Origin of the sequence: Streptomyces sp. NPDC052036 (assembly GCF_040680495.1) — a bacterium.
GTDB lineage: Bacteria > Actinomycetota > Actinomycetes > Streptomycetales > Streptomycetaceae > Streptomyces.
Map to the genome: position 1 here is coordinate 59,951 of NZ_JBFAWW010000028.1, position 20,883 is coordinate 80,833.

A 20,883-nucleotide genomic window follows, 5' to 3' on the forward strand; every position below is an offset into this window, starting at 1 on the left:
CCTTTCGTGCCGAACGAGCATGAGCTGCAGGTACTCAACCCGGCCACCGAGGAGGTCGTCGCCACCGTCCCCGCCGCCACCGCGGCCGACGTGGACGCCGCCGTCGTACGCGCCGCCCGGGCGCAGTCCCGGTGGGCGGCGCTGCCGCCCGGCGACCGTGCCCGGCTGCTGCGCCGGTTCGCCGTGACGGTCGACGAACACCTCGAAGAACTCGCGTGGCTGGAGGTCCGCGAGGCGGGACACACGATCGGCAACGCCCGCTGGGAGGCGGGCAACGTCCGTGATCTGCTCGACTACGCGGCCGGGGGAGTGGAGCGGCTCACCGGCCGACAGATCCCGGTCCCGGGCGGGCTGGACATCACGATCCTCGAACCGCTCGGCGTCGTGGGCGTCATCGCGCCCTGGAACTTCCCGCTGCCGATCGCGGCGTGGGGCACCGCCCCGGCGCTCGCGGCGGGCAACGCGGTGCTGCTCAAACCCGCCGAGACGACCCCCCTCACGGCCCTGCGCCTGGCCGAACTGGCGCTTGCGGCGGGCCTGCCGGACGGACTGTTCCAGGTGCTGCCCGGCCACGGCCCCGTCGCGGGCGCCGCACTCGTCGAGCACCCGGGCGTGGCGAAGATCGTCTTCACCGGGTCGACGGCCGTGGGCAAAAACGTGCTGGCCAAGGGCTCCGCCCTCCTCAAACGCGTCACCCTCGAACTCGGCGGCAAGAGCCCCAACATCGTCTTCGCCGACGCCGACCTCGACGCCGCCGCTGCCGCCGCCCCCATGTCCTTCCTCGACAACTCCGGCCAGGACTGCTGCGCCCGCACCCGCATCCTCGTCCAGCGCTCCGCCCGCGACCGCTTCCTCGACCTGCTCGCCCCCGCGATCGAAGCGGTCGTGGTCGGCGACCCGGCCGAGAAGAGCACCCAGATGGGACCGCTGATCTCCAGGACCCAGCTGGAACGGGTCCGCGGCTACGTCGACGCCGACGCCCCCGGCATCCGCGGCAAGGCCCCCGAGGGCCCCGGATTCTGGTTCCCGCCCACCGTCCTTACCGGTGTCGAACCGCATGCGCGCGTGGCCGTCGAGGAGGTCTTCGGGCCGGTCGCCGTCGTGCTGCCGTTCGAGGACGAGGCCGACGCGATCCGCCTCGCCAACGACACCTCCTACGGCCTCTCGGGCTCCGTCTGGACCCGGGACGTCGGCCGCGCGCTGCGGGTCGCCGGGGCCGTCCGCGCGGGCAATCTGTCCGTCAACTCCCATTCCAGCGTCCGCTACTGGACCCCCTTCGGCGGCTTCAAGCAGTCGGGGATCGGCCGTGAACTCGGCCCGGACGCCCTGACCGCCTTCACCGAGACCAAGAACGTCTTCATCAGCACGGAGGGCCCCGCACAGTGACCTCGCAGACACCCGACATCATCTGCCGCCGCCTGGTCGGCCGGACCGCCGTCGTCACCGGAGCCGGCAGCGGCATCGGCCTCGCCACCGCGCGCCGGCTCGCCGCAGAGGGCGCCCATGTCATCTGCGGCGACATCGACGAGACCCGCGGCAAGGCCGCCGCCGACGAGGTCGACGGGCTGTTCGTGAAGGTCGACGTCACCGACGCCGACCAGGTCGAAGCGCTCTTCAAGGCCGCCTACGACACCTACGGCAGCGTCGACATCGCCTTCAACAACGCCGGCATCTCACCGCCCGACGACGACTCCATCCTGGAGACCGGCCTGGAAGCCTGGAAGCGGGTCCAGGAGGTCAACCTGACCTCTGTCTATCTGTGCTGCAAGGCCGTGATCCCCTATATGCGCCGCCAGGGCAAGGGGTCCATCATCAACACGGCGTCGTTCGTCGCCCGGATGGGCGCGGCCACCTCGCAGATCTCGTACACCGCCTCCAAGGGCGGCGTGCTCGCCATGTCCCGGGAACTGGGCGTGCAGTTCGCCCGCGAGGGCATCCGGGTCAACGCGCTGTGCCCCGGGCCGGTCAACACCCCTCTGCTGCAGGAGCTGTTCGCCAAGGATCCCGAGCGCGCCGCACGCCGCCTCGTGCACATCCCGGTCGGGCGGTTCGCGGAGGCCGAGGAGATCGCCGCGGCCGTCGCGTTCCTCGCCAGCGACGACTCCTCCTTCGTCAACGCCGCCGACTTCCTGGTGGACGGCGGCATCTCGGGCGCGTACGTCACGCCGCTGTAAGGACGGGCGGAAGGGGGCCTGTGGGCCGGGTCGCGGCCGCCGTCCCGGCGGTCGCGGACCCGCACGGCCGGGCGCTCGTCACAGGAAGGTGTGTCCCTCGCCCCGGTAGGTCGGCACGGTCGCGGTGACCCCGTTGCCCGCCACCAGGTGCAGCGCATCGAACCGCTCGCACAGCTCGCCCGCCTTGGCGTGCCGGAACCACACCTTGTCGCCGATGAGAAGGTCGTCGGCGGGTGCGCCCAGCAGCGGCGTCTGCACCTCGCCCGGACCCTCCTGGGGGTCGTAGACAAGTCCCTCGGGCAGATACGGGACGGGCAGCCGGTCGGGTCCCGCCGCTCCCGAGGCGGGGTAGCCGCCGCCCAGCACGGTCACCACGCCCACCCCCGGCCGGCGTACGACGGGCTGGGCGAACAGCGCGGCCGGCCGACCGTGGAACGAGGTGTAGTTGTCGAACAGCCGCGGCACATACAGCCCCGAGCCCGCCGCTATCTCGGTCACCGCGTCCTCGGCGGCCGTGTACTGCACACTGCCCGTTCCGCCGCCGTTGACGAACTCCAGGTCCGGCGCCACGGCCCGGACGGCACGCACCACCTCGGCACGCCGCCGGGCCAGCTCCCTGCGAGCCGTGGCCTGCATCAGCCGGATGGCCCGCGAGCGCACCGGCCGCCCCGCCACCGCGTCACCGACACCGGCGATATGGCCCTCGTAGGCCATGAGGCCCACCAGCCGGAAGCCGGGGGTACGCGCCACCACCCGGGCCATCTCCGCGACCTGGGCGGCCGAGTGCAGCGGTGAGCGCCGCGCACCGACCCGCACCCGCCCCCCGAGCAGCTTCAGCGAGGTGTCCAACTCCAGGCAGACCCGTACCACTTCGGTGCCGCCCTCGCGGGCGCCGTCGATGAGACGCAGCTGGGCCGGGTCGTCGATCATCACCGTGACGGAGGCGGCGAGCTTGGGGTCGCCCGTCAGCTCGGCGAAGCCCCGGCGGTCGGCCGACGGATAGGCGAGCAGCACGTCGTCGAAGCCGGACCGGGCCAGCCACAGCGACTCGGCGAGCGTGAAGGACATGATGCCCGCGAAACCCTCCCGGGCCAGGATCCGTTCGAGCAGGGCACGACAGCGCACGGACTTGCTGGCGACCCGGATCGGCTTGCCGCCGGCCCTGCGGCGGAGATCGTCGGCGTTCGCGTCGAACGCCTCCAGGTCCACGATCGCGACAGGCGCGTCGAGATGGGCGGTGGCCCGGTCGTAGCGGGCCCGGTCTGCGGCGCGGGCAGTCATGAACGAAGCCTGCCAGACGCGAATTCCGCAGGGTAGGGGGACGATCCGGGCAGATGCCCCGGTGCGGGCGTCTGGTTCCCGTTCGAGGGGCATCAGCCCGTAGAGTGACGCGCACGCGATGAGCGAGGGGCGCCGCCCAGGCGTATGTACCGGGGGATGCGTGTCCGGTCACGCGGGTATGCCTGCCCAGGGACGGGCGGTGCGTCCGCATCGCGCGTACGGACCGCTCCCACGGGCGGTCGAACTCCCCGGGACACCCCGGGGCGGCCCGGCCACAACGAAACGGGGGGTGCATGAGCACGGAAGCGCGCCGCGCCTCCATCCCTCCGCGCCCTCCGCATCCGCCCCGCCCGTCGAGCCCGCCGGGCACGGCCTCCGCGCAGCCCGACCGCACGCCGCCCGCTCCGCAGGGCCCGCCCGTGCCGGGGCCGCGCGACCACGCCGAGGTTCCGCCCCGCCCCGAGCAGCCGCCCGCGCCGGGCACCGCACCCCGGCGGGACGTCCCCGCCCGCCCGGCCGCGCAGCCCCGGCCGAGCGCGCCGCCGCACAGGATCCCCGCACCGCAGGAGCGGCCCTCCGCGCGCACGGCTCCGCCCCGCCCCGCCGGCCACCCGTCGGCCCCCGCGCCCTCGGCCGCGGCGAACGCGTCGCTGCCGACGGACGCGCCCGCCTCCTTCGAGCGGGCCGGTGCGAACGGTTCGCCGGGCGGGTCCGCTCCCGTCGCCCCGCCCTCCCAAGCCGGTGCGACCACGCGGCCCTTCCGGATCGGCGCGGCCGGCGCGCGGCCCACGGCTTCCGGCGGCCCGGCGCCCCGGCCGTCCGGTGCCACGGCGACCCCGGCCTCCGGCGGCACGGCGGCCCCCGCCCCCGTCGGCGCCTCGGACGCCTACGCGCGCGGTGTCGCCGCCCACCCCCGGCTCGACCAGCAGGACTGGCCCGCCGCCCCGCCCGCGCCGGCGCCCACCGCGCGCTTCCCGGACGCACCGCCCACCGTGGGCGTGTCCCTGCCGGGCGCCGGGACGGCCCCCGCACCGCCGGGGCCCGCCGAGGGCATCGTGGAGACGACCGCGCGCCTGGGGCCCGGCCCCGACACGGCCCGCCGCGTCATCTCGCCGCGCCCCGTCGTCAGCTTCGCCGAACCCGACATCCGCGACGCCGACACCGCGCGCCCGCGGCTGCTGGGCATCCTGGTGGGCCCCCGCACCGCCGGGGCCGCCGTCTGCCTGGTCCTCGGTCTCGGGCTCATCGGCGGTGCCGTGACCGGCGGTTGGCTCGTCGGCGGCGGTTCCGGAGAGGGGGCGCAGGGGGCGTACGCCGTCGCCGGGAGCCTCTGGCACGACGCGCCCGTCGACCAGCTCTTCCCGCCCACCGTGCACGGCCCGGGCGCCGGCCCCGGCGGCGCCGACCGCACCTGGACACGCGTCGCCGTCGCCCCCGACAGCGGCTGCGCGGACGCCTTCGACCCGCTGCTGCGCAAGGCCCTCGCCCCCGCCGGCTGTCTGCGGCTGCTGCGCGCCACCTACACGGACGCGACCCGCAGCGAGGTCACCACCGTCGGCCTGCTCTTCACCCGGGCCGACTCCGCCGCCATGACCGCCCTCGCCCGCCGCTTCAAGAACGAGGGCCTCGACCGGCGCACCGACCTCATGCCCCGCCCCTACGCCGCCCACGGCACCGTCGCGGCGGGCTTCGGCGACGACCAGCGCGCCTCCTGGACGATCTCGATCCGCACGGACCTGCCCGTCGTCGTCTACGCCGTCTCCGGCTTCGCCGACGGCCGTACCGTCACCGAACCGCAGCCCGCCGTGGACGCCATGAAGACCGGCGCGACCACGGCCCCCGCCCAGGCGGGTCTCGGCAACGAGGCGACGGGCCTCGCCGACCGCATCGCCGCCGCCCTCCGCAAGAGGGTCACCGCGGCCACGGAGAAGCCGTCATGAACCCCGCCACGAGCCCCCGCCTCGCCGCCGAAGACGCCGTCACGACCCGCCCCAGGACCGGTGCGCGCCTCCTGACCGTCCTGCTCGCCGGCTCCCTGGCCCTGCTGCCCTCCACGGTCGCGCACGCCGACAGCATCCGCGCCCAGGAGTGGGCCCTGGACGCCCTGCACGCCCAGCAGGTCTGGCAGACGACCAAGGGCAAGGGCGTCACCGTCGCCGTCCTCGACACCGGTGTGGACGCGACCCATCCCGACCTCGCGGGCAATGTGCTCCCCGACAAGGACATGGTGGGCTTCGGCGCCCAGCAGGGCGACCGCCCCTGGGCACGGCACGGCACCGCCATGGCCGGCCTCATCGCCGGTCACGGCCATGGCATCGGCGACTCCGACGGCGTCATGGGCATCGCCCCCGAGGCGAAGATCCTCCCGGTCCGCGTCATCCTGGAGGACGGCGACCCGGCCCGTACGAAGGCCCGCAACACCCGGGGCAACGCCCTCGCCGAGGGCATCCGCTGGGCCGCCGACCACGGCGCCGACGTCATCAACCTCTCCCTCGGCGACGACTCCGACTCCGCGCACCCCGAAGCGGCCGAGGACGAGGCGGTGCAGTACGCCCTGAAGAAGGGCGTCGTCGTCGTGGCCTCGGCCGGCAACGGCGGCGACAAGGGAGACCACATCTCGTATCCGGCGGCCTACCCGGGCGTCATCGCCGCGACCGCCGTCGACCGCAACGACACCCGCGCCTCCTTCTCCACCCGCCGCTGGTACGCCACCGTCAGCGCGCCCGGTGTCGACGTCGTCATAGCCGACCCCGACCGCAAGTACTACGAGGGCTGGGGCACGAGCGCGGCCTCCGCCTTCGTCTCGGGCGTCGTCGCGCTGATCAAGGCGGCCCGACCGGGCCTGACCCCGGCCCAGATCAAGCGGCTCCTGGAGCAGACGGCCCGCGACGTCCCCACCGGCGGCCGGGACGACGCCCGCGGCTTCGGCCTCGTGGATCCCGCGGCGGCCGTCAAGGCGGCGGCGAAGCTCAAGCCGGGGAACCCCGGGGCGGCCGAGTACGCCACGAAGTACTTCGGCCCCGGTCCCGACTCGGCCCGCGGCGGTACGGGCTCCCCGGACTGGGGGGTCCCGCTGGCGGGCGGACTGGGCGTGGCGCTGCTGGCGGCGGCGGTGGTGCTGTGGCGCGGCCGGACCAGAACACGCCCCCAGGACCTCTGACCGCGGTCCTCCCCGAAGCTCAGGCCGGGTCGTCCGCGAACGCGGAGACCGCCGCCCGCGCGGCCGCCTCCACCAGGGAGATGCCCTTTTCCTTGGTGGAGTTGCCGTTCGACAGCGCCGCCACCAGATAGTCGTGCCCGTCGGCCGTGATCCGTCCGATGCTGTTGATGATCCACAGTCCGGTCGTGCTGCGCGGCAGCCAGCCGTTCTTCAGCGCCCACCGCGTGCCGTCCGCGGCGGCAGACACACCCCAGTGCTGGTCCGCGGCGATCTGACTCATGAGTCCCTGGAGATACGTCCGCGATGCCTCGCTCAGCTTCGAGTCGTCCCCGAACACCTGCTGGAGCAGGGCGAGTTGATCGGCCGCCGTGGTCCGGGTCAGCCCCCACAGCGCACCGTCACCGCCCGTGGTGTCCGTGAGGCCGAAGCGCTTGTTCGCGGTGTCGAGGCCGTCCGCCTGCCCGACGGCCTTCCACAGCGCCGACGCGGAGTCGTTGTCGCTGTTCTCGATCATGGTTGTGGCGTACGCCCGCTCCTGCTCGGTCAGCCGCCGGTCCGCGTCCTGCGCCTGGAGCAGCAGCGTCGCCAGGATGTCGACCTTCACGATGCTGGCCGTCTCGAAGGCGGTGTCGCCGCCGTACGCGGCGCTCTCACCGGATTCCGTCTCCAGCACCGTCACGGCGACGTCCGCGCCGTCCCCGACGGGTAGGGCCTTCATGGCCTTCGCCAGCAGCGCGTCGCGGTCCGCCGAGGGCTTCGCCGCAGGTTCCACCGATGCCTCCTGGGTCACCGAGGCCGACGCCCGGGGCGTCGCGGACGACTGCGACGATACGGCGTCCGCGGCGGCGTGCGCCTGCGCCCTCACATACGCGGTCGCGGCGACCGTACCGACGGCGAGGACGACGGACGCCAGCGCCGTCCGGAGCAGCGGCCGGCGTCGCGAGGGGCGGGCGCGGCGGCGACGGGGGGCTCTGTGGGACTCCATGGCCGTGATGCTCGGGGCCGGTGCTGTGCGCGCCGTTGGACGGAGGTGAGATCCGTGTCAGCACACCCTGAGAAACCCGTGAGACCAGGAAACCGGAGTCCGCCGTGCGTCAGGGGCGGCACCGGGCCGGCCAGGACCCCCCGATAGGGTCGGTGACCGTGGCGAACAAGAACATTCCCGACTCCGGCTTCTCCGACGACGACGGTGCGGCCGACCCCCGGCTCAGCGCGGCGCTCGCCGCGTGGGCCGCGGACCGCGCGGCCGTGGGGCCGGTCCTGGAGGCGCTGAAGGGAGCACGGCTCCTCGTGCCCGTCGTCGCGGTCCTCGGGGAGGTGGAGGAGGACGAGAACGGCCTGCGCCGCGAGAAGACCAGCGACATGGCCGTGCCGACACTCCGGGCCGGCGGCCGTACGGCGCTGCCCGCCTTCACGTCCACGGACGCGCTGGCGCGCTGGGACCCCGCCGCCCGCCCCGTGGCCGTACCCCTGCACCGGGCCCTACAGGCGGCGGCGCACGAGAAGGCCGACACGATCGTGCTGGACGTGTCCGGGCCGGTGGCCTTCGAGCTGACGGGCCCCGCGCTGCTGGCGCTCGCCGAGGGACGCACCAGCGTCGACCCGCTCGCGGACCCCGCGGTGCGCGAGGCCGTGCGTGACGCCGTCGCCGCGGAGCCGTCGGTGGTCCGCGCCCATCTGGGTCCCGGCGAGGCCGACGGCATCCTGGCACTCGTTCTCGACGCGTCGGCGCCTCCGGCCGAGGCCGCGCGCGCGGTGGCGGGCCGGCTGGCGGCCGACGAGACGCTGAGGGCCCGCCTGGTGCGCGGTCTCGACCTGGCACTGCTGCCGGCCGGGGTGACGCCTCCGGGCGAGCCCTTGTACGTACGAGGATGAATCAGCCGTGACGACGGCGTCCGGGCCGGCCGTGACGGCGGGTCCGGATCAGCCGTAGACCGGCCCGGTGTACTTCTCGCCCGGACCCTGGCCCGGCTCGTCCGGGACGATCGACGCCTCGCGGAACGCCAGCTGGAGCGACTTCAGGCCGTCGCGCAGCGGAGCCGCGTGGAAGGAGCTGATCTCCGTCGTGCTCGCGTCGAGCAGACCGGCGAGGGCGGTGACCAGCTTGCGGGCCTCGTCCAGGTCCTTGTACGTGTCGCCCTCCTCGGTCAGACCGAGCTTCACGGCGGCGGCGCTCATCAGGTTGACGGCGACGGTCACGATCACCTCGACGGCGGGGACCTCCGCGATGTCACGGGCCATGGCGTCGAAGTCGGGGCTCTCGGCGGAAGCCGAAGAAGCTGCGGCCGCCGGGGATTCCTCGGGGGAGGTGTCACTCATGCCTCACACCATAGGCCCCGGCGCGCTCCCTCCCGCGCGCGGGAGGCCCGGCGACCGGGGCCGCGGATGCCCGGTGCACGCCGGTTCGCACCTCACCCGGGGAGCTGCTAACCTTGTGTGACGACCGGCCGTGCACGTTGTGCCCGGCCCACAAGTGGAGGCTCCGATCTCCCACCTGACCGCCCTTCGGGGCGGCGGGTCACCGGTCAGGCGGCCCCCACCGTTCCGTACGGACGGTGGAGTCGCCCGAGAGTGCGCCCCGCGGTCACCGCGGCGGTGCTCCGGAGTGTTCGGAGTCCCGCCTGTGAACCGTCCGGGGCATTTTTCATGTGCCGCGGTGGTTGGTCCTTATGTCAACCGGACATACGCGGCTGTCTGCCAGGCGGCCGTGTGGTGCTACCGAGGAGGATCCATCAGCACCGAGCCCCGCATCAACGACCGGATTCGCGTTCCCGAGGTGCGACTTGTCGGTCCCAGTGGCGAGCAGGTCGGTATCGTGCCGCTTGCCAAGGCCCTCGAGCTTGCGCAGGAGTACGACCTGGACCTGGTCGAGGTCGCGGCGAACGCCCGTCCGCCTGTGTGCAAGCTCATGGACTACGGGAAGTTCAAGTACGAGTCGGCCATGAAGGCCCGTGAGGCGCGCAAGAACCAGGCGCACACGGTCATCAAGGAGATGAAGCTCCGGCCGAAGATCGACCCGCACGACTATGACACCAAGAAGGGTCACGTCGTCCGGTTCCTCAAGCAGGGCGACAAGGTCAAGATCACGATCATGTTCCGTGGTCGCGAGCAGTCCCGGCCCGAGCTGGGCTACCGACTGCTGCAGCGTCTCGCGGAGGACGTCCAGGACCTCGGTTTCGTCGAGTCGAACCCGAAGCAGGACGGCCGAAACATGATCATGGTTCTCGGTCCGCACAAGAAGAAGACCGAGGCGATGGCCGAGGCTCGTCAGGCACAGGAGGCCCGCAAGGCGGAAGCGAAGGCCCATCCCGGCCGCTCGCAGAACGCCGCTGAGGCCGAGACCACTGAGGCCCCGGCCGAGGCTTCCGCCGAGGCGTGATCCCGGGGCCGAGGCCCCGGGGGAGCACCGGACGTACGGACGTACGGACCACAGCGAGGGGACGTACGGACCCCGGAAAAGCCCGGGACAGCAGTCCCAGGATGTAACCGATACAAGAGCGACGCTCCATCGTGCCCGGTTTTCGCAACCGGGCACCGGAGCGCCACCGACGAGGAGAGAACGGCGCTATGCCGAAGAACAAGTCGCACAGCGGTGCCAGCAAGCGCTTCAAGGTCACCGGCTCCGGCAAGGTGCTCCGTGAGCGCGCCGGCAAGCGCCACCTGCTCGAGCACAAGTCGTCCCGTCTGACGCGTCGCCTCACCGGCAACGCCGAGATGGCCCCGGCCGACGCCAAGAAGATCAAGAAGCTTCTCGGCAAGTGACGCGGCGGCGCTCCTGAGCGCCGAACGTCCGAACCGGGACCCAATCGATTCCGGGCCGTGTGAGTTCCACCGCGGCCCCGCTACAAGGAGTTAACAAGTGGCACGCGTCAAGCGGGCAGTCAACGCCCACAAGAAGCGCCGGGCGATCCTCGAGCAGGCCTCCGGCTACCGCGGTCAGCGTTCGCGTCTGTACCGCAAGGCCAAGGAGCAGGTCACCCACTCGCTGGTCTACAACTACAACGACCGCAAGAAGCGCAAGGGCGACTTCCGTCAGCTGTGGATCCAGCGCATCAACGCCGCTGCCCGCGCCAACGGCATCACCTACAACCGCTTCATCCAGGGTCTGAAGGCCGCCAACGTCGAGGTCGACCGCAAGATCCTCGCGGAGCTGGCCGTCAACGACGCCAGCGCGTTCGCCGCGCTCGTCGAGGTCGCCCAGAAGGCGCTGCCGGCGGACGTGAACGCCCCCAAGGCGGCCTGAACGCCGCGTCGGCCCGGCCGACGTGACTGAACGGACCCGCAGGCTGCACAGCCTGCGGGTCCGACTGTGTTCGCCGACCCGCACCGCGCACCCCGCGCGGCCGTCGTCGAACAGAGACTTCTGAACTCCCGAAGGTGACACACATGCCCCCCGCCGCCCCCGAGCCGATCTCTCCCCGCTCGCCCCGCGTCAGCGCGGCGCGACGGCTTGCCAAGCGGAACTTCCGGGGCAAGGAGCGGCTGTTCCTCGCCGAGGGGCCGCAGGCGGTGCGTGAGGCCGCCGGGCACAGCACCGCCGCCGGGGCCACCCTCGTGGAGCTGTTCGCCACCCCGGAGGCGGTGGAGCGGTACGCCGACATCGTGGGGCAGGCCCAGGCCGTCGGCGCCCGGGTCCACCTGGCGGACGAGGACGTGATCGCCGACATCTCCACCACCGTCACCCCGCAGGGGCTGGTCGGTGTCTGCCGGTTCCTCGACACCCCCTTCGACGAGATCCTCGGCAGCCGCCCCCGGCTCGTCGCGGTCCTCGCCCATGTCCGCGACCCCGGCAACGCCGGGACCGTGCTGCGGTGCGCGGACGCCGCCGGGGCCGAGGCCGTCGTCCTCACCGACGCCTCCGTCGACCTCTACAACCCCAAGGCCGTCCGCGCCTCCGTCGGGTCCCTCTTCCACCTCCCGGTCGCCGTCGGCGTCCCCGTCGAGCGCGCCGTGGCGGGCCTGAAGCAGGCCGGTGTGCGGATCCTGGCCGCCGACGGCGCCGGAGACCGCGACCTGGACGACGAGCTGGACCAGGGCACCATGGGCACCCCCACCGCCTGGGTGTTCGGCAACGAGGCCTGGGGGCTGCCCGAGGAGACGCGCGCGCTCGCGGACGCGGTCGTACGGGTGCCGATCCACGGAAAGGCCGAGAGCCTGAACCTCGCGACCGCCGCCGCCGTATGTCTCTATGCCTCCGCTCGGGCACAGCGCGCCTACGGAGGGTGCCGTTCCATCACCACCGGCTAGTAGGGTGGCGGGTTCGGGGGCCCTCCCCCCAGCTCTCGGCTCGAGCGAGGAGGCAGGTTTCCCCACGCCGGACGAGAGGTGAGGTACGGGGATGGGTATCGGCACGAGCAGAGCACCGGGAGCACGGGACGCGCACCGCGCGCCCGCGTCCCGGTGCGGTGATCTCGCCGAACTCGGCATCGACCCGGACGAACTCCCCGACGGACTCGTGGTCGCGGACGAACACGGCCGCGTGATCTGCTTCAACGCCGCGGCCGCCCGGATCACCGCCGTCCCCGCCGCCGAGGCTCTCGGCAGGCCTCTCGACCACGCGCTGCCCCTGGAGGACCTGGAGGGCCGCCGCTGGTGGCAGCTGACCGACCCCTACGGCGGGCTCGCGATCCGGGTCCGGCAGCCCGAGCGCAATCTGCTGCTGCCCGGGGGGCGCGAGGTCCTCGTCTCGGCCCGGTATGTACGCGCGTACCCCACCGGGCCGATCCGCCGGGTCGTCGTCTCCCTGCGCGACACCGAGGCGCGGCGCCGCACCGAGCGCAGCCACGCCGAGCTGATCGCCACCGTGGCTCATGAGCTGCGCTCGCCCCTCACCTCCGTCAAGGGCTTCACGGCCACCCTGCTCGCCAAGTGGGAACGCTTCACCGACGACCAGAAACGGCTGATGCTGGAGACCGTCGACGCCGACGCGGACCGGGTCACCCGGCTCATCGCCGAACTGCTCGACATCTCCCGTATCGACTCCGGGCGGCTGGAGGTGCGACGGCAGCCCGTCGACATGGGCGCGGCGGTCGGCCGGCACATCCAGGCCTACGTCGCCGCGGGCCAGCCCGCGGACCGTTTCCTGCTCCGTAGCGAGCAGCCCCTGCCCGACCTGTGGGCGGACCCCGACAAGATCGACCAGGTGCTCAGCAACCTCATCGAAAACGCCGTGCGCCACGGCGAGGGAACCGTCACGATTGACGTCACACCCGCGGTGTCACCCCGCGAAGGGGAAGACGAACAGAACACCGCCACGTCGGTCACCGTGAGCGACGAGGGCCCCGGCATCCCGGAGGAATCCATGAACCGCGTCTTCACCCGCTTCTGGCGGGGCAGCAAGCGCGGTGGCACGGGGCTCGGGCTCTATATCGTCAAGGGCATCGTCGAGGCTCACGGCGGCACCATCACGGTCGGCCGCGCCCGAGGCGGCGGCGCGGAGTTCCGATTTACCCTGCCCGTGGGGACCCCGGCGCACCTGCTGTAGGCGCCGCCCGAGCCCCCACGGGCGCATTCGCTTTCCCCGGCACCGTTAGACTCGACCTTTGGCACCTTTGCGTCCCGAAGACGGAGACGACTCGTCCTTGAGTCGGTGACGGGGACCCTCAGCCAGCCAATCGGAAGCACGGGAAGAGATGTCGGCACCCAATAAGTCGTACGACCCTGTTGAGGTCGAGGCCTTGAAACCGGAAGAGATCGAGCGCATGCGGGAGGAGGCGCTCGCCGCCTTCGCTGCCGCGGACTCCCTCGACGCGCTCCACGAGGCCAAGGTCGCCCACACCGGCCCCGCCTCGCCGCTGTCCCTGGCCAACCGCGAGATCGGCGCCCTGCCCCCGCACGCCAAGGCCGACGCCGGCAAGCGCGTCGGCATGGCACGCGGCGCCGTGAACAAGGCCCTCGCCGCCCGTCAGGTCGAGCTGGAGGCCGAACGGGACGCCCGGGTCCTGGTCGAGGAGTCGGTGGACGTCACCCTGCCCTACGACCGTGTCCCGGACGGCGCCCGCCACCCGCTGACCACGCTGTCCGAGCGCATCGAGGACATCTTCGTGGCCATGGGCTACGAGGTCGCCGAGGGCCCGCAGGTCGAGGCGGAGTGGTTCAACTTCGACGCCCTCAACATCGGTCCGGACCACCCTGCCCGCGGGGAGCAGGACACGTTCTTCGTGCAGGGCCCCGACGGCGGCAGTGACTCCGGCGTCGTGCTGCGCACGCACACCTCGCCGGTGCAGATCCGCTCCATGCTGGAGCGCGAGCTGCCGGTCTACGTGATCTGCCCCGGTCGCGTCTACCGCACCGACGAGCTGGACGCCACGCACACGCCCGTCTTCCACCAGGTCGAGCTGCTCGCCGTGGACGAGGGCCTGACCATGGCCGACCTCAAGGGCACCCTGGACCACATGGTCCAGTCGCTGTTCGGCGAGGGCATGAAGACGCGGCTGCGGCCGAACTTCTTCCCGTTCACCGAGCCGAGCGCCGAGATGGACATGCTCTGCTATGTCTGCAAGGGCGAGTCCGTCGGCAACCCCGACCGGCCCTGCCGCACCTGCTCGTCCGAGGGATGGATCGAGCTGGGCGGCTGCGGAATGGTCAATCCGCGGGTGCTCACCGCCTGCGGCATCGACCCGGAGAAGTACAGCGGCTTCGCCTTCGGGTTCGGCATCGAGCGGATGCTGATGTTCCGCCACAACGTCGAAGACATGCGAGACATGGTCGAGGGTGACGTCCGGTTCACCCGGCCGTTCGGGATGGAGATCTGATGCGGATCCCGCTTTCTTGGCTGCGGGAGTACGTCGACCTGCCGGCAACTGAGACCGGGCGAGACGTCCAGGCCAAGCTCATTTCGGCAGGCCTCGAGGTCGAGACCGTCGAGCAGCTCGGCGCCGACCTCAAGGGGCCGCTCGTCGTCGGCCAGGTGCTGACCATCGAGGAGCTGGAGGGCTTCAAGAAGCCGATCCGCTTCTGCACCGTCGACGTCGGTCAGGCCAACGGCACCGGCCGGCCCCAGGAGATCGTCTGCGGTGCCCGCAACTTCTCCGTCGGCGACAAGGTCGTCGTCGTCCTGCCGGGCGCCGTGCTCCCTGGCGGCTTCGCGATCGCCGCGCGCAAGACGTACGGCAAGACCTCGCACGGCATGATCTGCTCCAGCGACGAGCTGGGCATGGGCGACGACGGCAACCACGGCATCATCGTGCTGCCGCCGGAGACCGAGGTCGGCAAGGACGCCATCGAGCTGCTGGAGCTGGTGGACGAGGTCCTCGACATCGCCGTCACCGCCAACCGCGGCGACTGCCTGTCCCTCCGGGGTGTCGCCCGCGAGGCCGCCATCGCCTACGGCCTGCCGCTGCGCGACCCGGCGCTGCTCGACGTCCCGGGTCCCAACGCGTTCGGCCCCTCGGTGAAGATCTCCGAGCCGCGCGGCTGCGACCGCTTCACCGCCCGCACGGTGACCGGTCTCGACCCCCACGCGCGCTCCCCGATCTGGCTGCAGCGCCGGCTGCAGAAGGTCGGCATGCGCCCGATCTCGCTCGCCGTCGACATCACCAACTACGTGATGATGGAGATCGGGCAGCCGCTGCACGCCTACGACCGCACGCTGGTCCAAGGCACGATCGGGGTGCGCCGGGCCGAGGAGGGCGAGAAGTTCACGACCCTCGACGGTCAGACGCGTACGCTGCACACCGAGGACCTCGTGATCACCGACGACCGCGGCCCCATCGGCCTCGCGGGCGTCATGGGCGGCGCCAACACCGAGATCGCGGATCACGCCGGCGACCCGGAGAACGTGACCACCGAGGTCGTCATCGAGGCCGCGCACTTCGACCAGATCTCCATCGCGCGCACCGCCCGCCGCCACAAGCTGTCCACCGAGGCGTCCCGCCGCTTCGAGCGCGGTGTCGACCCGCAGGCGGCCTCCGCTGCGGCCCAGCGCACGGCGGACCTGCTGGTGCTGCTCGCGGGCGGCACGGCCGACGCCGGCATCACCGAGGTCATCGCGCCCTCCGCGCCGCACACCATCGCCATGCCCGCCGACCACCCGGACCGGGTGGCGGGTGTCGAGTACGGCCGTGAGACCGTCGTCCGCCGCCTCCAGCAGGTCGGCTGCGACGTGTACGGGCAGGACGAGCTGATCGTCACCGTCCCGTCCTGGCGGCCCGACCTCACCGACCCCAACGACCTGGCCGAAGAGGTCATCCGCCTGGAGGGCTACGAGAACCTGCCCTCCACACTGCCCAAGCCTCCCTCGGGACGCGGGCTGACCCAGCGGCAGCGACTGCACCGCCGGGTGGGCCGGGTCCTCGCCGGGGAGGGCTATGTCGAGGCGCCGAACTACCCGTTCGTCAGCGAGCAGGTCTTCGACCAGTTCGGCCTGGAGGCCGACGACCCGGCCCGCCGGGTCGTCAAGCTGGTCAACCCGCTCAACGACGAGGAGCCCGCGCTCCGTACGACGCTGCTGCCGGGCCTGCTCGGCGCGCTGCGCCGCAACGACGGCCGCGGTAACCACGACCTGGCGCTGTTCGAGACCGGTCTGGTCTTCCAGCCCCGGGCCGAGGACCCCGCGGCGGAGCGGCATGCCGCCGGGCATCTGTCCGTCGACCGGCGCCCGACCGACGAGGAGATCGCCGGGCTGAACGCCGCGCTGCCCGAGCAGCCGCGCCACGTCGCCGTCGTCCTCACGGGCGCCCGGGAACAGGCCGGCTGGTGGGGCAAGGGCCGTCCGGCCGACTGGGCCGACGCCGTCGAGGCGGCACGGACCGTCGCCCGCGAGGCCGGGGCCGAGCTGATCGTCCGCAAGGGCCAGTACGGGCCGTGGCACCCGGGCCGCTGCGCGGAGCTGGCGGTCGCCGTGGACGGCACCGAGCAGGTCGTCGGCCACGCGGGCGAGCTGCACCCGCGCGTGGTGAAGACGCTGGGCCTGCCGGAGCGCACCTGCGCGATGGAGCTGGACCTGGACGTCCTGGAGCAGGCGGGCACCGACACCCCGCAGGCGCCGCACATCTCCGCCTTCCCGGTCGCCACCCAGGACGTCGCCCTGGTCGTCAACAAGACGGTCGTGCACGCGCACGTCGAGGCCGCGCTGCGCGAGGGAGCCGGTGAACTGCTGGAGTCCATCCGGCTGTTCGACATCTACGAGAGCGAGCAGCTCGGCGAGGACAAGAAGTCGCTGGCGTACGCGCTGCGCTTCCGCGCCCCCGACCGCACCCTGACCGTCGACGAGGCCTCTGCGGCCCGTGACGCGGCGGTCGCGCTGGCGGCGGAGCGCACCGGGGCCGCGCTGCGGAGTTAGTACCCCGCACCGAGGTCGAGGGGAGCTGCGCGGCTGCGCGGCTCCCCTCGTTGTTGACGGGGTGTGCCCTCGTACCCCTTCGAGCCATCTCACTCATTAGGGTGGCAAGTCCCGATGATCCCGATCGGCAGCCGGTCCCGTCGACAGAATCGGACCGGCCCTGGGGCGTGAGGTGGGACTCCGCGGGCCGATTCCGCGCACTCGGGGCTCTCATGGGGGGCCGGCATGATCCGTATCAAGGCTGGGTCCCCTCGCGGGCCGCGGCCGGGTGTAGCGTCCGGCGGCCGGCTGGGCACGGCCGTCGCCCGAGGCGTCGGGCACCGCGTCCGCACGGGCCCCCGGCGCCTGGGGCGGGCGTTCTCGGTCGGGCTGCCCACCGTGTGGGGCGCGACCGTGGTCACGTACAAACTGGCCTGCCCGTTCGCCCAGCAGCAGGCCCTCGGTGCGCGGATCGCGGGCAGCGCCGTGTTCCTGGCGGCCGGCGCGGGGCTGCTGCTGCACGTCCGGCACCTGTATCTGCGGGAGCTGAGACAGGCCCGCAGGGTCGCTGGCGTCGCCCAGAGCGTGCTGCTGCGCCCGCTGCCGCCGTGGGTCGACGGGCTGCGGGTGGCCGCCGCGCAGCTGTCCGCGGACCGCGGAGCCACCGTGGGCGGCGACCTGTACGAGGTGATCGCCACCGAGCACGGGGTGCGCATCGTGATGGGCGATGTGCGTGGACACGGACTCGCGGCCCTCGCCACCGCCGCCGCCGTGCTCGGCAGCTTCCGCGAGGCCGTGCACGACGAGTCCGAACTCGCCCCGGTGCTGCGCCGGCTGGACCGGGCGCTGGCCCGGCATCTGCGCGAGCGGGCCCGGGAGGAACACCCCTCGTCCGGCCGGGATCCGCAGAGCCCGGCCGCGGAGGAGTTCGTGACCCTCCTGCTTCTGGAGATCGGCCGCGAGGGAGAGCTGCGCGTCCTCAACTGCGGCCATCCATGGCCGTATCTGCTCGACCGGGGCGGGGCCGCGCCCCTCGACAGCGCCGAACCCCTGCCTCCGCTCGGGCCGTTCCCGCTGCCGGAGGATCTGCCCGCCACCGACTGCGGACGGCTGGAGCCCGGACAGGCGCTGTTCCTGCACGCCGACGGAGCCGAGGAGGCCCGGGACCCCCAGGGGCGTTTCTTCCCCCTGGCCGCCGCCCTGACGGAGGCCGTCCGCGACGACGTCGTACCCCAGAGAGTGCTGCGCACCCTGTTCGCCGGTCTGCTCCGCCACACGGGCGCACGCCTCACCGATGACGTGGCCCTCCTGGTGGTGCGCAACGACCGCCGCGGGGACGCCCCGTCGGGTGCGCGGGGCACCGCGGGACACACGACGACGGGTCCGCACCGGACGAACCACGCGTAGCCGCCCGCCGTTCCCGGCGGAACGCCGACGCGCCGTCCGCTCCGCCACGGAGTGTCGGGCAGGCAGCGGGACGGACGGCGCGGAGCCGGGCCGCCGCACTGTACGAGGGGGAGCCGGCGGCCCGTCGGCCCCTTACGAGGGGTTTCAGTCAACCGGCCGGAAACTCTCCGCAACAGCGTACGTACAGCCCGGATGCGCGTATTCCGTTCACACCCCGTGTGAACCCGGACGCACTACGCTGTGCGCACCGAGCCACCGGAGGGCATCCCATGCAGCCCAACACCCTGCTCGACGCGATCCTCGACGAGGCCGGGATCTCCCACGCGGGACTCGCCGCGCATGTCAACCAGGCGGGGCGTGCCCGCGGACTGGCACTCCGGTACGAACACACCGCCGTGGCACGGTGGTTGAAGGGCCAGCGGCCTCGCGGCCAGGTGCCCGACCTGATCTGCGACGTGCTCGCCGCCCGGCTGCGCCGCCCCGTGACCCTCGACGACATCGGACTCGGCGTGCCCGGCGAACCGGCGGCCCCGCACGGCTCGGGCCTCTCGGGCTTCGTCGAACGGGCCACCGCCCTGTGGCGCTCCGACGAACAGCAGCGCCCGCACATACTCGACGCCCCCGCGGTCACGGGCACACCCGCCGTGATGCCGGTGTGGGAGTGGGAGAACCCGCCCGAGGACGTGGACGTCTCGCGCGGCGGCCGGCACCGGGTCACCCCCGCCGACATCCAGATGCTGCGCGCCGCCCGGAGCCACTACGAGCAGATGTACCGCAAGGCGGGCGGTATAGCGACCCGCAGCCGCATCGTCGGCTTCCTCAACGCCGAGACCGCGCCGCTGCTGCGCGGCAGCTACACCGACGCGATGGGCCGCCAACTGCACCGCGCCACCGGCGGTCTGGTGGCGATCGCCGGCATCTGCGCCTACGACTCCGACGCTCACGGCCTCGCCCAGCGCTACTTCCACCAGGCGCTGCGGCTGGCGAAGGCCAGCGGGGACCGGGGGCTCGGCGCGTATGTGATAGCGCTGCTGGTCAACCAGGCCCTGTTCATGAAGGAGTACCGGCAGGCCGTCGCCTTCGCGGAGGCCGCGCTGCGCACCGCGGGCCGCCACATCACCCCGGCGCTCGCCTCCGATCTCTATGCGATGCAGGCGAAGGCGTACGCGCATCTGGGCGACGCGACGAGCGCGCTGGCCTGCATCCGGCAGGCCGAGTCGGCCGCCGAACGCATCCGGCGCGGCCACGAACCGGACGAGACCGGCTATGTGCAGCCCGGCCTCGTCCATGTCCAGGTCGCGGAGGCACTGCTCAGCCTCGGTGATCTGACAGCGGCGGGGGAGCACGCCGTGGCGGCCGTCGACACGCCCGCGCACGACCGCGGCCGGGTGCACCGGCTCGCCATGCTCAGCCAGATCGAACTGCGCCAGGGCAACGCCGACAGAGCGGCGGCCACCGCGGTCGAGATGGCCGAGCGGGCGCGGGGGATGGAGTCCATGCGGCTGCGCGACAGACTGCGCGCCGTACGCGAGCACCTGGTGCGCAACGGCTCCGCGGGAACGGCGGAGGCAGCCGAACTCATCGACGGCGCACTGCGCGTACCGCTGTAGCCACCGCGTCGGCCCCTGCCGGAGCGCCGCGTGGGCCCACCGGGATCCCCGCCGGCGCGGACCCATGTCCGCCGCTGCGCCGGGCGTGCGCCGCTGTGAGCCTGCTGAGAGACCGCTCCTGCTGCGATATTGCCACTTACTCAGCGGAAGGTGGCAGAACCGTGCAGTGGACGAAACTGAACGAACAAACTGTGTATGCAAACCGCTGGTTCAGCGTCAATCTCGCCGATGTGGAGCTGCCGGACGGCCGGCACCTCGACCACTTCCTGATCCGGCTGCGGCCCGTCGCCGTGGCCACCGTCGTGAACGAGGCCAACGAGGTACTGCTGTTGTGGCGGCACCGCTTCATCACCGACAGCTGGGGGTGGGAACTCCCGGCCGGGGTCGTGGAGGACGGCGAGGACATCGCCGCCGCGGCGGCCCGCGAACTCGAGGAGGAGACCGGCTGGCGGCCGGGACCTCTGCGCCATCTCATGAGCGTCGAGCCCTCCAACGGACTCACCGACGCCCGGCACCACGTCTACTGGGCCGACGAGGGTGAGTACGTCGGACACCCCGTGGACGACTTCGAGTCGGACCGCCGGGAGTGGGTCCCCTTGAAGCTCGCCCCCGACCTGGTCGCCCGCGGAGAGGTACCGGCCGCCAACATGGCGGCTGCGTTACTGCTGCTGCACCATCTCAGGCTCGGGCAGGACACACTGCCCTGACCCGCGTCCGACAGGGCTAACGTCCCAGTGCTTGCCAGATCGCCACGACGAGGGCGCCTACCGCCGTGAGGGCGGCCACCGCGGGCAGCGGCCAGCGCGTGTGCTCCAGCGCGCCCACCCTCAGGCTCAACTCGTCCAGATCCTTGGCGGTTTCCTCGGCACGATGACTGAGCAGCGTCAGCCCTCCCTCGACCCGCGCGTGCGCCACATCAAGGCGACGGCGTAACTCTGCGACTTCTCCATGGACGACGGGATGCTCGGGGTCGGCGGTCACGTGTCCGCT

General features: G+C 72.7%; 19 protein-coding genes. 15 read left to right on the forward strand and 4 right to left on the reverse strand.

Features of this window, described 5'->3' with window-relative positions:
- Positions 1-6: 6 nt before the first annotated feature.
- Together AB0L95_RS30160 and AB0L95_RS30165 are read left to right on the forward strand one after the other, a co-directional pair.
- The gene (locus tag AB0L95_RS30160; RefSeq protein ID WP_365166856.1) at positions 7-1,386 is read left to right on the forward strand and encodes an aldehyde dehydrogenase family protein; all 1,380 of its coding nucleotides are present in this window, start codon (positions 7-9) and stop codon (positions 1,384-1,386) included.
- On the forward strand, positions 1,383-2,174 hold the full coding sequence (locus AB0L95_RS30165; RefSeq protein ID WP_365166859.1) for a 3-oxoacyl-ACP reductase: 792 nt from the start codon (positions 1,383-1,385) through the stop codon (positions 2,172-2,174). Before AB0L95_RS30160 ends, AB0L95_RS30165 begins: the two co-directional genes overlap by 4 nt.
- Positions 2,175-2,252: 78 nt before the next feature.
- Here AB0L95_RS30165 and AB0L95_RS30170 read toward each other — a convergent pair whose 3' ends face one another.
- Entirely contained in the window at positions 2,253-3,455 is a 1,203-nt protein-coding gene (locus tag AB0L95_RS30170) for an amino acid deaminase/aldolase (protein ID WP_365166862.1), read from the reverse strand.
- Positions 3,456-3,748: 293 nt separating this feature from the next.
- Here AB0L95_RS30170 and AB0L95_RS30175 point away from each other — a divergent pair, with 293 nt between their 5' ends.
- Positions 3,749-5,395, forward strand: a complete 1,647-nt coding sequence (locus AB0L95_RS30175) for a hypothetical protein (RefSeq protein WP_365166865.1) — start codon at positions 3,749-3,751, stop codon at positions 5,393-5,395.
- Positions 5,392-6,615 (forward strand): type VII secretion-associated serine protease mycosin, encoded by a 1,224-nt coding sequence (mycP, locus tag AB0L95_RS30180; protein WP_365166868.1) that lies wholly within the window; start codon positions 5,392-5,394, stop codon positions 6,613-6,615. The genes AB0L95_RS30175 and mycP overlap by 4 nt, the downstream gene beginning before the upstream one ends.
- A 19-nt stretch (positions 6,616-6,634) precedes the next feature.
- On the opposite strand, the gene AB0L95_RS30185 is transcribed toward mycP, so the two are convergent.
- On the reverse strand, positions 6,635-7,600 hold the full coding sequence (locus AB0L95_RS30185; protein ID WP_365166871.1) for a serine hydrolase: 966 nt from the start codon (positions 7,598-7,600) through the stop codon (positions 6,635-6,637).
- 158 nt (positions 7,601-7,758) lie between these two features.
- Between AB0L95_RS30185 and AB0L95_RS30190 the strand changes: the two genes are divergently transcribed.
- Positions 7,759-8,490 (forward strand): SseB family protein, encoded by a 732-nt coding sequence (locus AB0L95_RS30190; RefSeq protein WP_365166874.1) that lies wholly within the window; start codon positions 7,759-7,761, stop codon positions 8,488-8,490.
- A 48-nt stretch (positions 8,491-8,538) separates the two neighbouring features.
- Here AB0L95_RS30190 and AB0L95_RS30195 read toward each other — a convergent pair whose 3' ends face one another.
- Positions 8,539-8,934, reverse strand: coding sequence for a DUF1844 domain-containing protein (locus tag AB0L95_RS30195; protein ID WP_365166876.1), 396 nt, complete (start codon positions 8,932-8,934; stop codon positions 8,539-8,541).
- Positions 8,935-9,322: 388 nt separating this feature from the next.
- Between AB0L95_RS30195 and infC the strand changes: the two genes are divergently transcribed.
- From infC to AB0L95_RS30245, 10 genes are all read left to right on the forward strand, one after another.
- Positions 9,323-9,994 (forward strand): translation initiation factor IF-3, encoded by a 672-nt coding sequence (infC, locus tag AB0L95_RS30200; RefSeq protein ID WP_365166935.1) that lies wholly within the window; start codon positions 9,323-9,325, stop codon positions 9,992-9,994.
- Between the two features lie 188 nt (positions 9,995-10,182).
- A complete protein-coding gene (rpmI, locus tag AB0L95_RS30205; protein ID WP_055470308.1) occupies positions 10,183-10,377 on the forward strand; it encodes a 50S ribosomal protein L35 in 195 nt (64 codons plus the stop codon).
- A 97-nt stretch (positions 10,378-10,474) separates the two neighbouring features.
- Positions 10,475-10,858 carry a 50S ribosomal protein L20 gene (rplT, locus tag AB0L95_RS30210; RefSeq protein ID WP_067134332.1) on the forward strand — a complete coding sequence of 128 codons (384 nt, stop codon included), beginning with the start codon at positions 10,475-10,477 and terminating at the stop codon, positions 10,856-10,858.
- Positions 10,859-11,001: 143 nt separating this feature from the next.
- Complete coding sequence (locus AB0L95_RS30215; RefSeq protein ID WP_365166879.1) at positions 11,002-11,862, forward strand: RNA methyltransferase; 861 nt, start codon at positions 11,002-11,004, stop codon at positions 11,860-11,862.
- A 91-nt stretch (positions 11,863-11,953) separates the two neighbouring features.
- Positions 11,954-13,099: an ATP-binding protein gene (locus tag AB0L95_RS30220; RefSeq protein WP_365166881.1), complete on the forward strand. Its 1,146-nt coding sequence runs from the start codon at positions 11,954-11,956 to the stop codon at positions 13,097-13,099.
- Between the two features lie 148 nt (positions 13,100-13,247).
- Positions 13,248-14,369 carry a phenylalanine--tRNA ligase subunit alpha gene (gene pheS / locus AB0L95_RS30225; RefSeq protein ID WP_365166884.1) on the forward strand — a complete coding sequence of 374 codons (1,122 nt, stop codon included), beginning with the start codon at positions 13,248-13,250 and terminating at the stop codon, positions 14,367-14,369.
- On the forward strand, positions 14,369-16,897 hold the full coding sequence (gene pheT, locus AB0L95_RS30230; protein WP_365166886.1) for a phenylalanine--tRNA ligase subunit beta: 2,529 nt from the start codon (positions 14,369-14,371) through the stop codon (positions 16,895-16,897). The genes pheS and pheT overlap by 1 nt, the downstream gene beginning before the upstream one ends.
- 225 nt (positions 16,898-17,122) lie before the next feature.
- Positions 17,123-18,283 (forward strand): PP2C family protein-serine/threonine phosphatase, encoded by a 1,161-nt coding sequence (locus AB0L95_RS30235; protein ID WP_365166888.1) that lies wholly within the window; start codon positions 17,123-17,125, stop codon positions 18,281-18,283.
- A gap of 269 nt (positions 18,284-18,552) precedes the next feature.
- Positions 18,553-19,893: a transcriptional regulator gene (locus AB0L95_RS30240; RefSeq protein WP_365166891.1), complete on the forward strand. Its 1,341-nt coding sequence runs from the start codon at positions 18,553-18,555 to the stop codon at positions 19,891-19,893.
- 161 nt (positions 19,894-20,054) lie between these two features.
- A complete protein-coding gene (locus AB0L95_RS30245; RefSeq protein ID WP_365166894.1) occupies positions 20,055-20,600 on the forward strand; it encodes an NUDIX domain-containing protein in 546 nt (181 codons plus the stop codon).
- 16 nt (positions 20,601-20,616) lie between these two features.
- On the opposite strand, the gene AB0L95_RS30250 is transcribed toward AB0L95_RS30245, so the two are convergent.
- Positions 20,617-20,874, reverse strand: coding sequence for a hypothetical protein (locus AB0L95_RS30250; protein WP_365166896.1), 258 nt, complete (start codon positions 20,872-20,874; stop codon positions 20,617-20,619).
- Positions 20,875-20,883: the final 9 nt, after the last annotated feature.

Coding starts and splice junctions, on each gene's coding strand:
- AB0L95_RS30220 (WP_365166881.1), top strand. CDS start 11,954: ATGGGTATCGGCACGAGCAGAGCACCGGGAGCACGGGACGCGCACCGC.
- AB0L95_RS30185 (WP_365166871.1), bottom strand. CDS start 7,600: ATGGAGTCCCACAGAGCCCCCCGTCGCCGCCGCGCCCGCCCCTCGCGA.
- AB0L95_RS30175 (WP_365166865.1), top strand. CDS start 3,749: ATGAGCACGGAAGCGCGCCGCGCCTCCATCCCTCCGCGCCCTCCGCAT.
- AB0L95_RS30240 (WP_365166891.1), top strand. CDS start 18,553: ATGCAGCCCAACACCCTGCTCGACGCGATCCTCGACGAGGCCGGGATC.
- mycP (WP_365166868.1), top strand. CDS start 5,392: ATGAACCCCGCCACGAGCCCCCGCCTCGCCGCCGAAGACGCCGTCACG.
- pheT (WP_365166886.1), top strand. CDS start 14,369: ATGCGGATCCCGCTTTCTTGGCTGCGGGAGTACGTCGACCTGCCGGCA.
- AB0L95_RS30215 (WP_365166879.1), top strand. CDS start 11,002: ATGCCCCCCGCCGCCCCCGAGCCGATCTCTCCCCGCTCGCCCCGCGTC.
- AB0L95_RS30170 (WP_365166862.1), bottom strand. CDS start 3,455: ATGACTGCCCGCGCCGCAGACCGGGCCCGCTACGACCGGGCCACCGCC.
- AB0L95_RS30235 (WP_365166888.1), top strand. CDS start 17,123: ATGATCCGTATCAAGGCTGGGTCCCCTCGCGGGCCGCGGCCGGGTGTA.
- AB0L95_RS30195 (WP_365166876.1), bottom strand. CDS start 8,934: ATGAGTGACACCTCCCCCGAGGAATCCCCGGCGGCCGCAGCTTCTTCG.
- rpmI (WP_055470308.1), top strand. CDS start 10,183: ATGCCGAAGAACAAGTCGCACAGCGGTGCCAGCAAGCGCTTCAAGGTC.
- pheS (WP_365166884.1), top strand. CDS start 13,248: ATGTCGGCACCCAATAAGTCGTACGACCCTGTTGAGGTCGAGGCCTTG.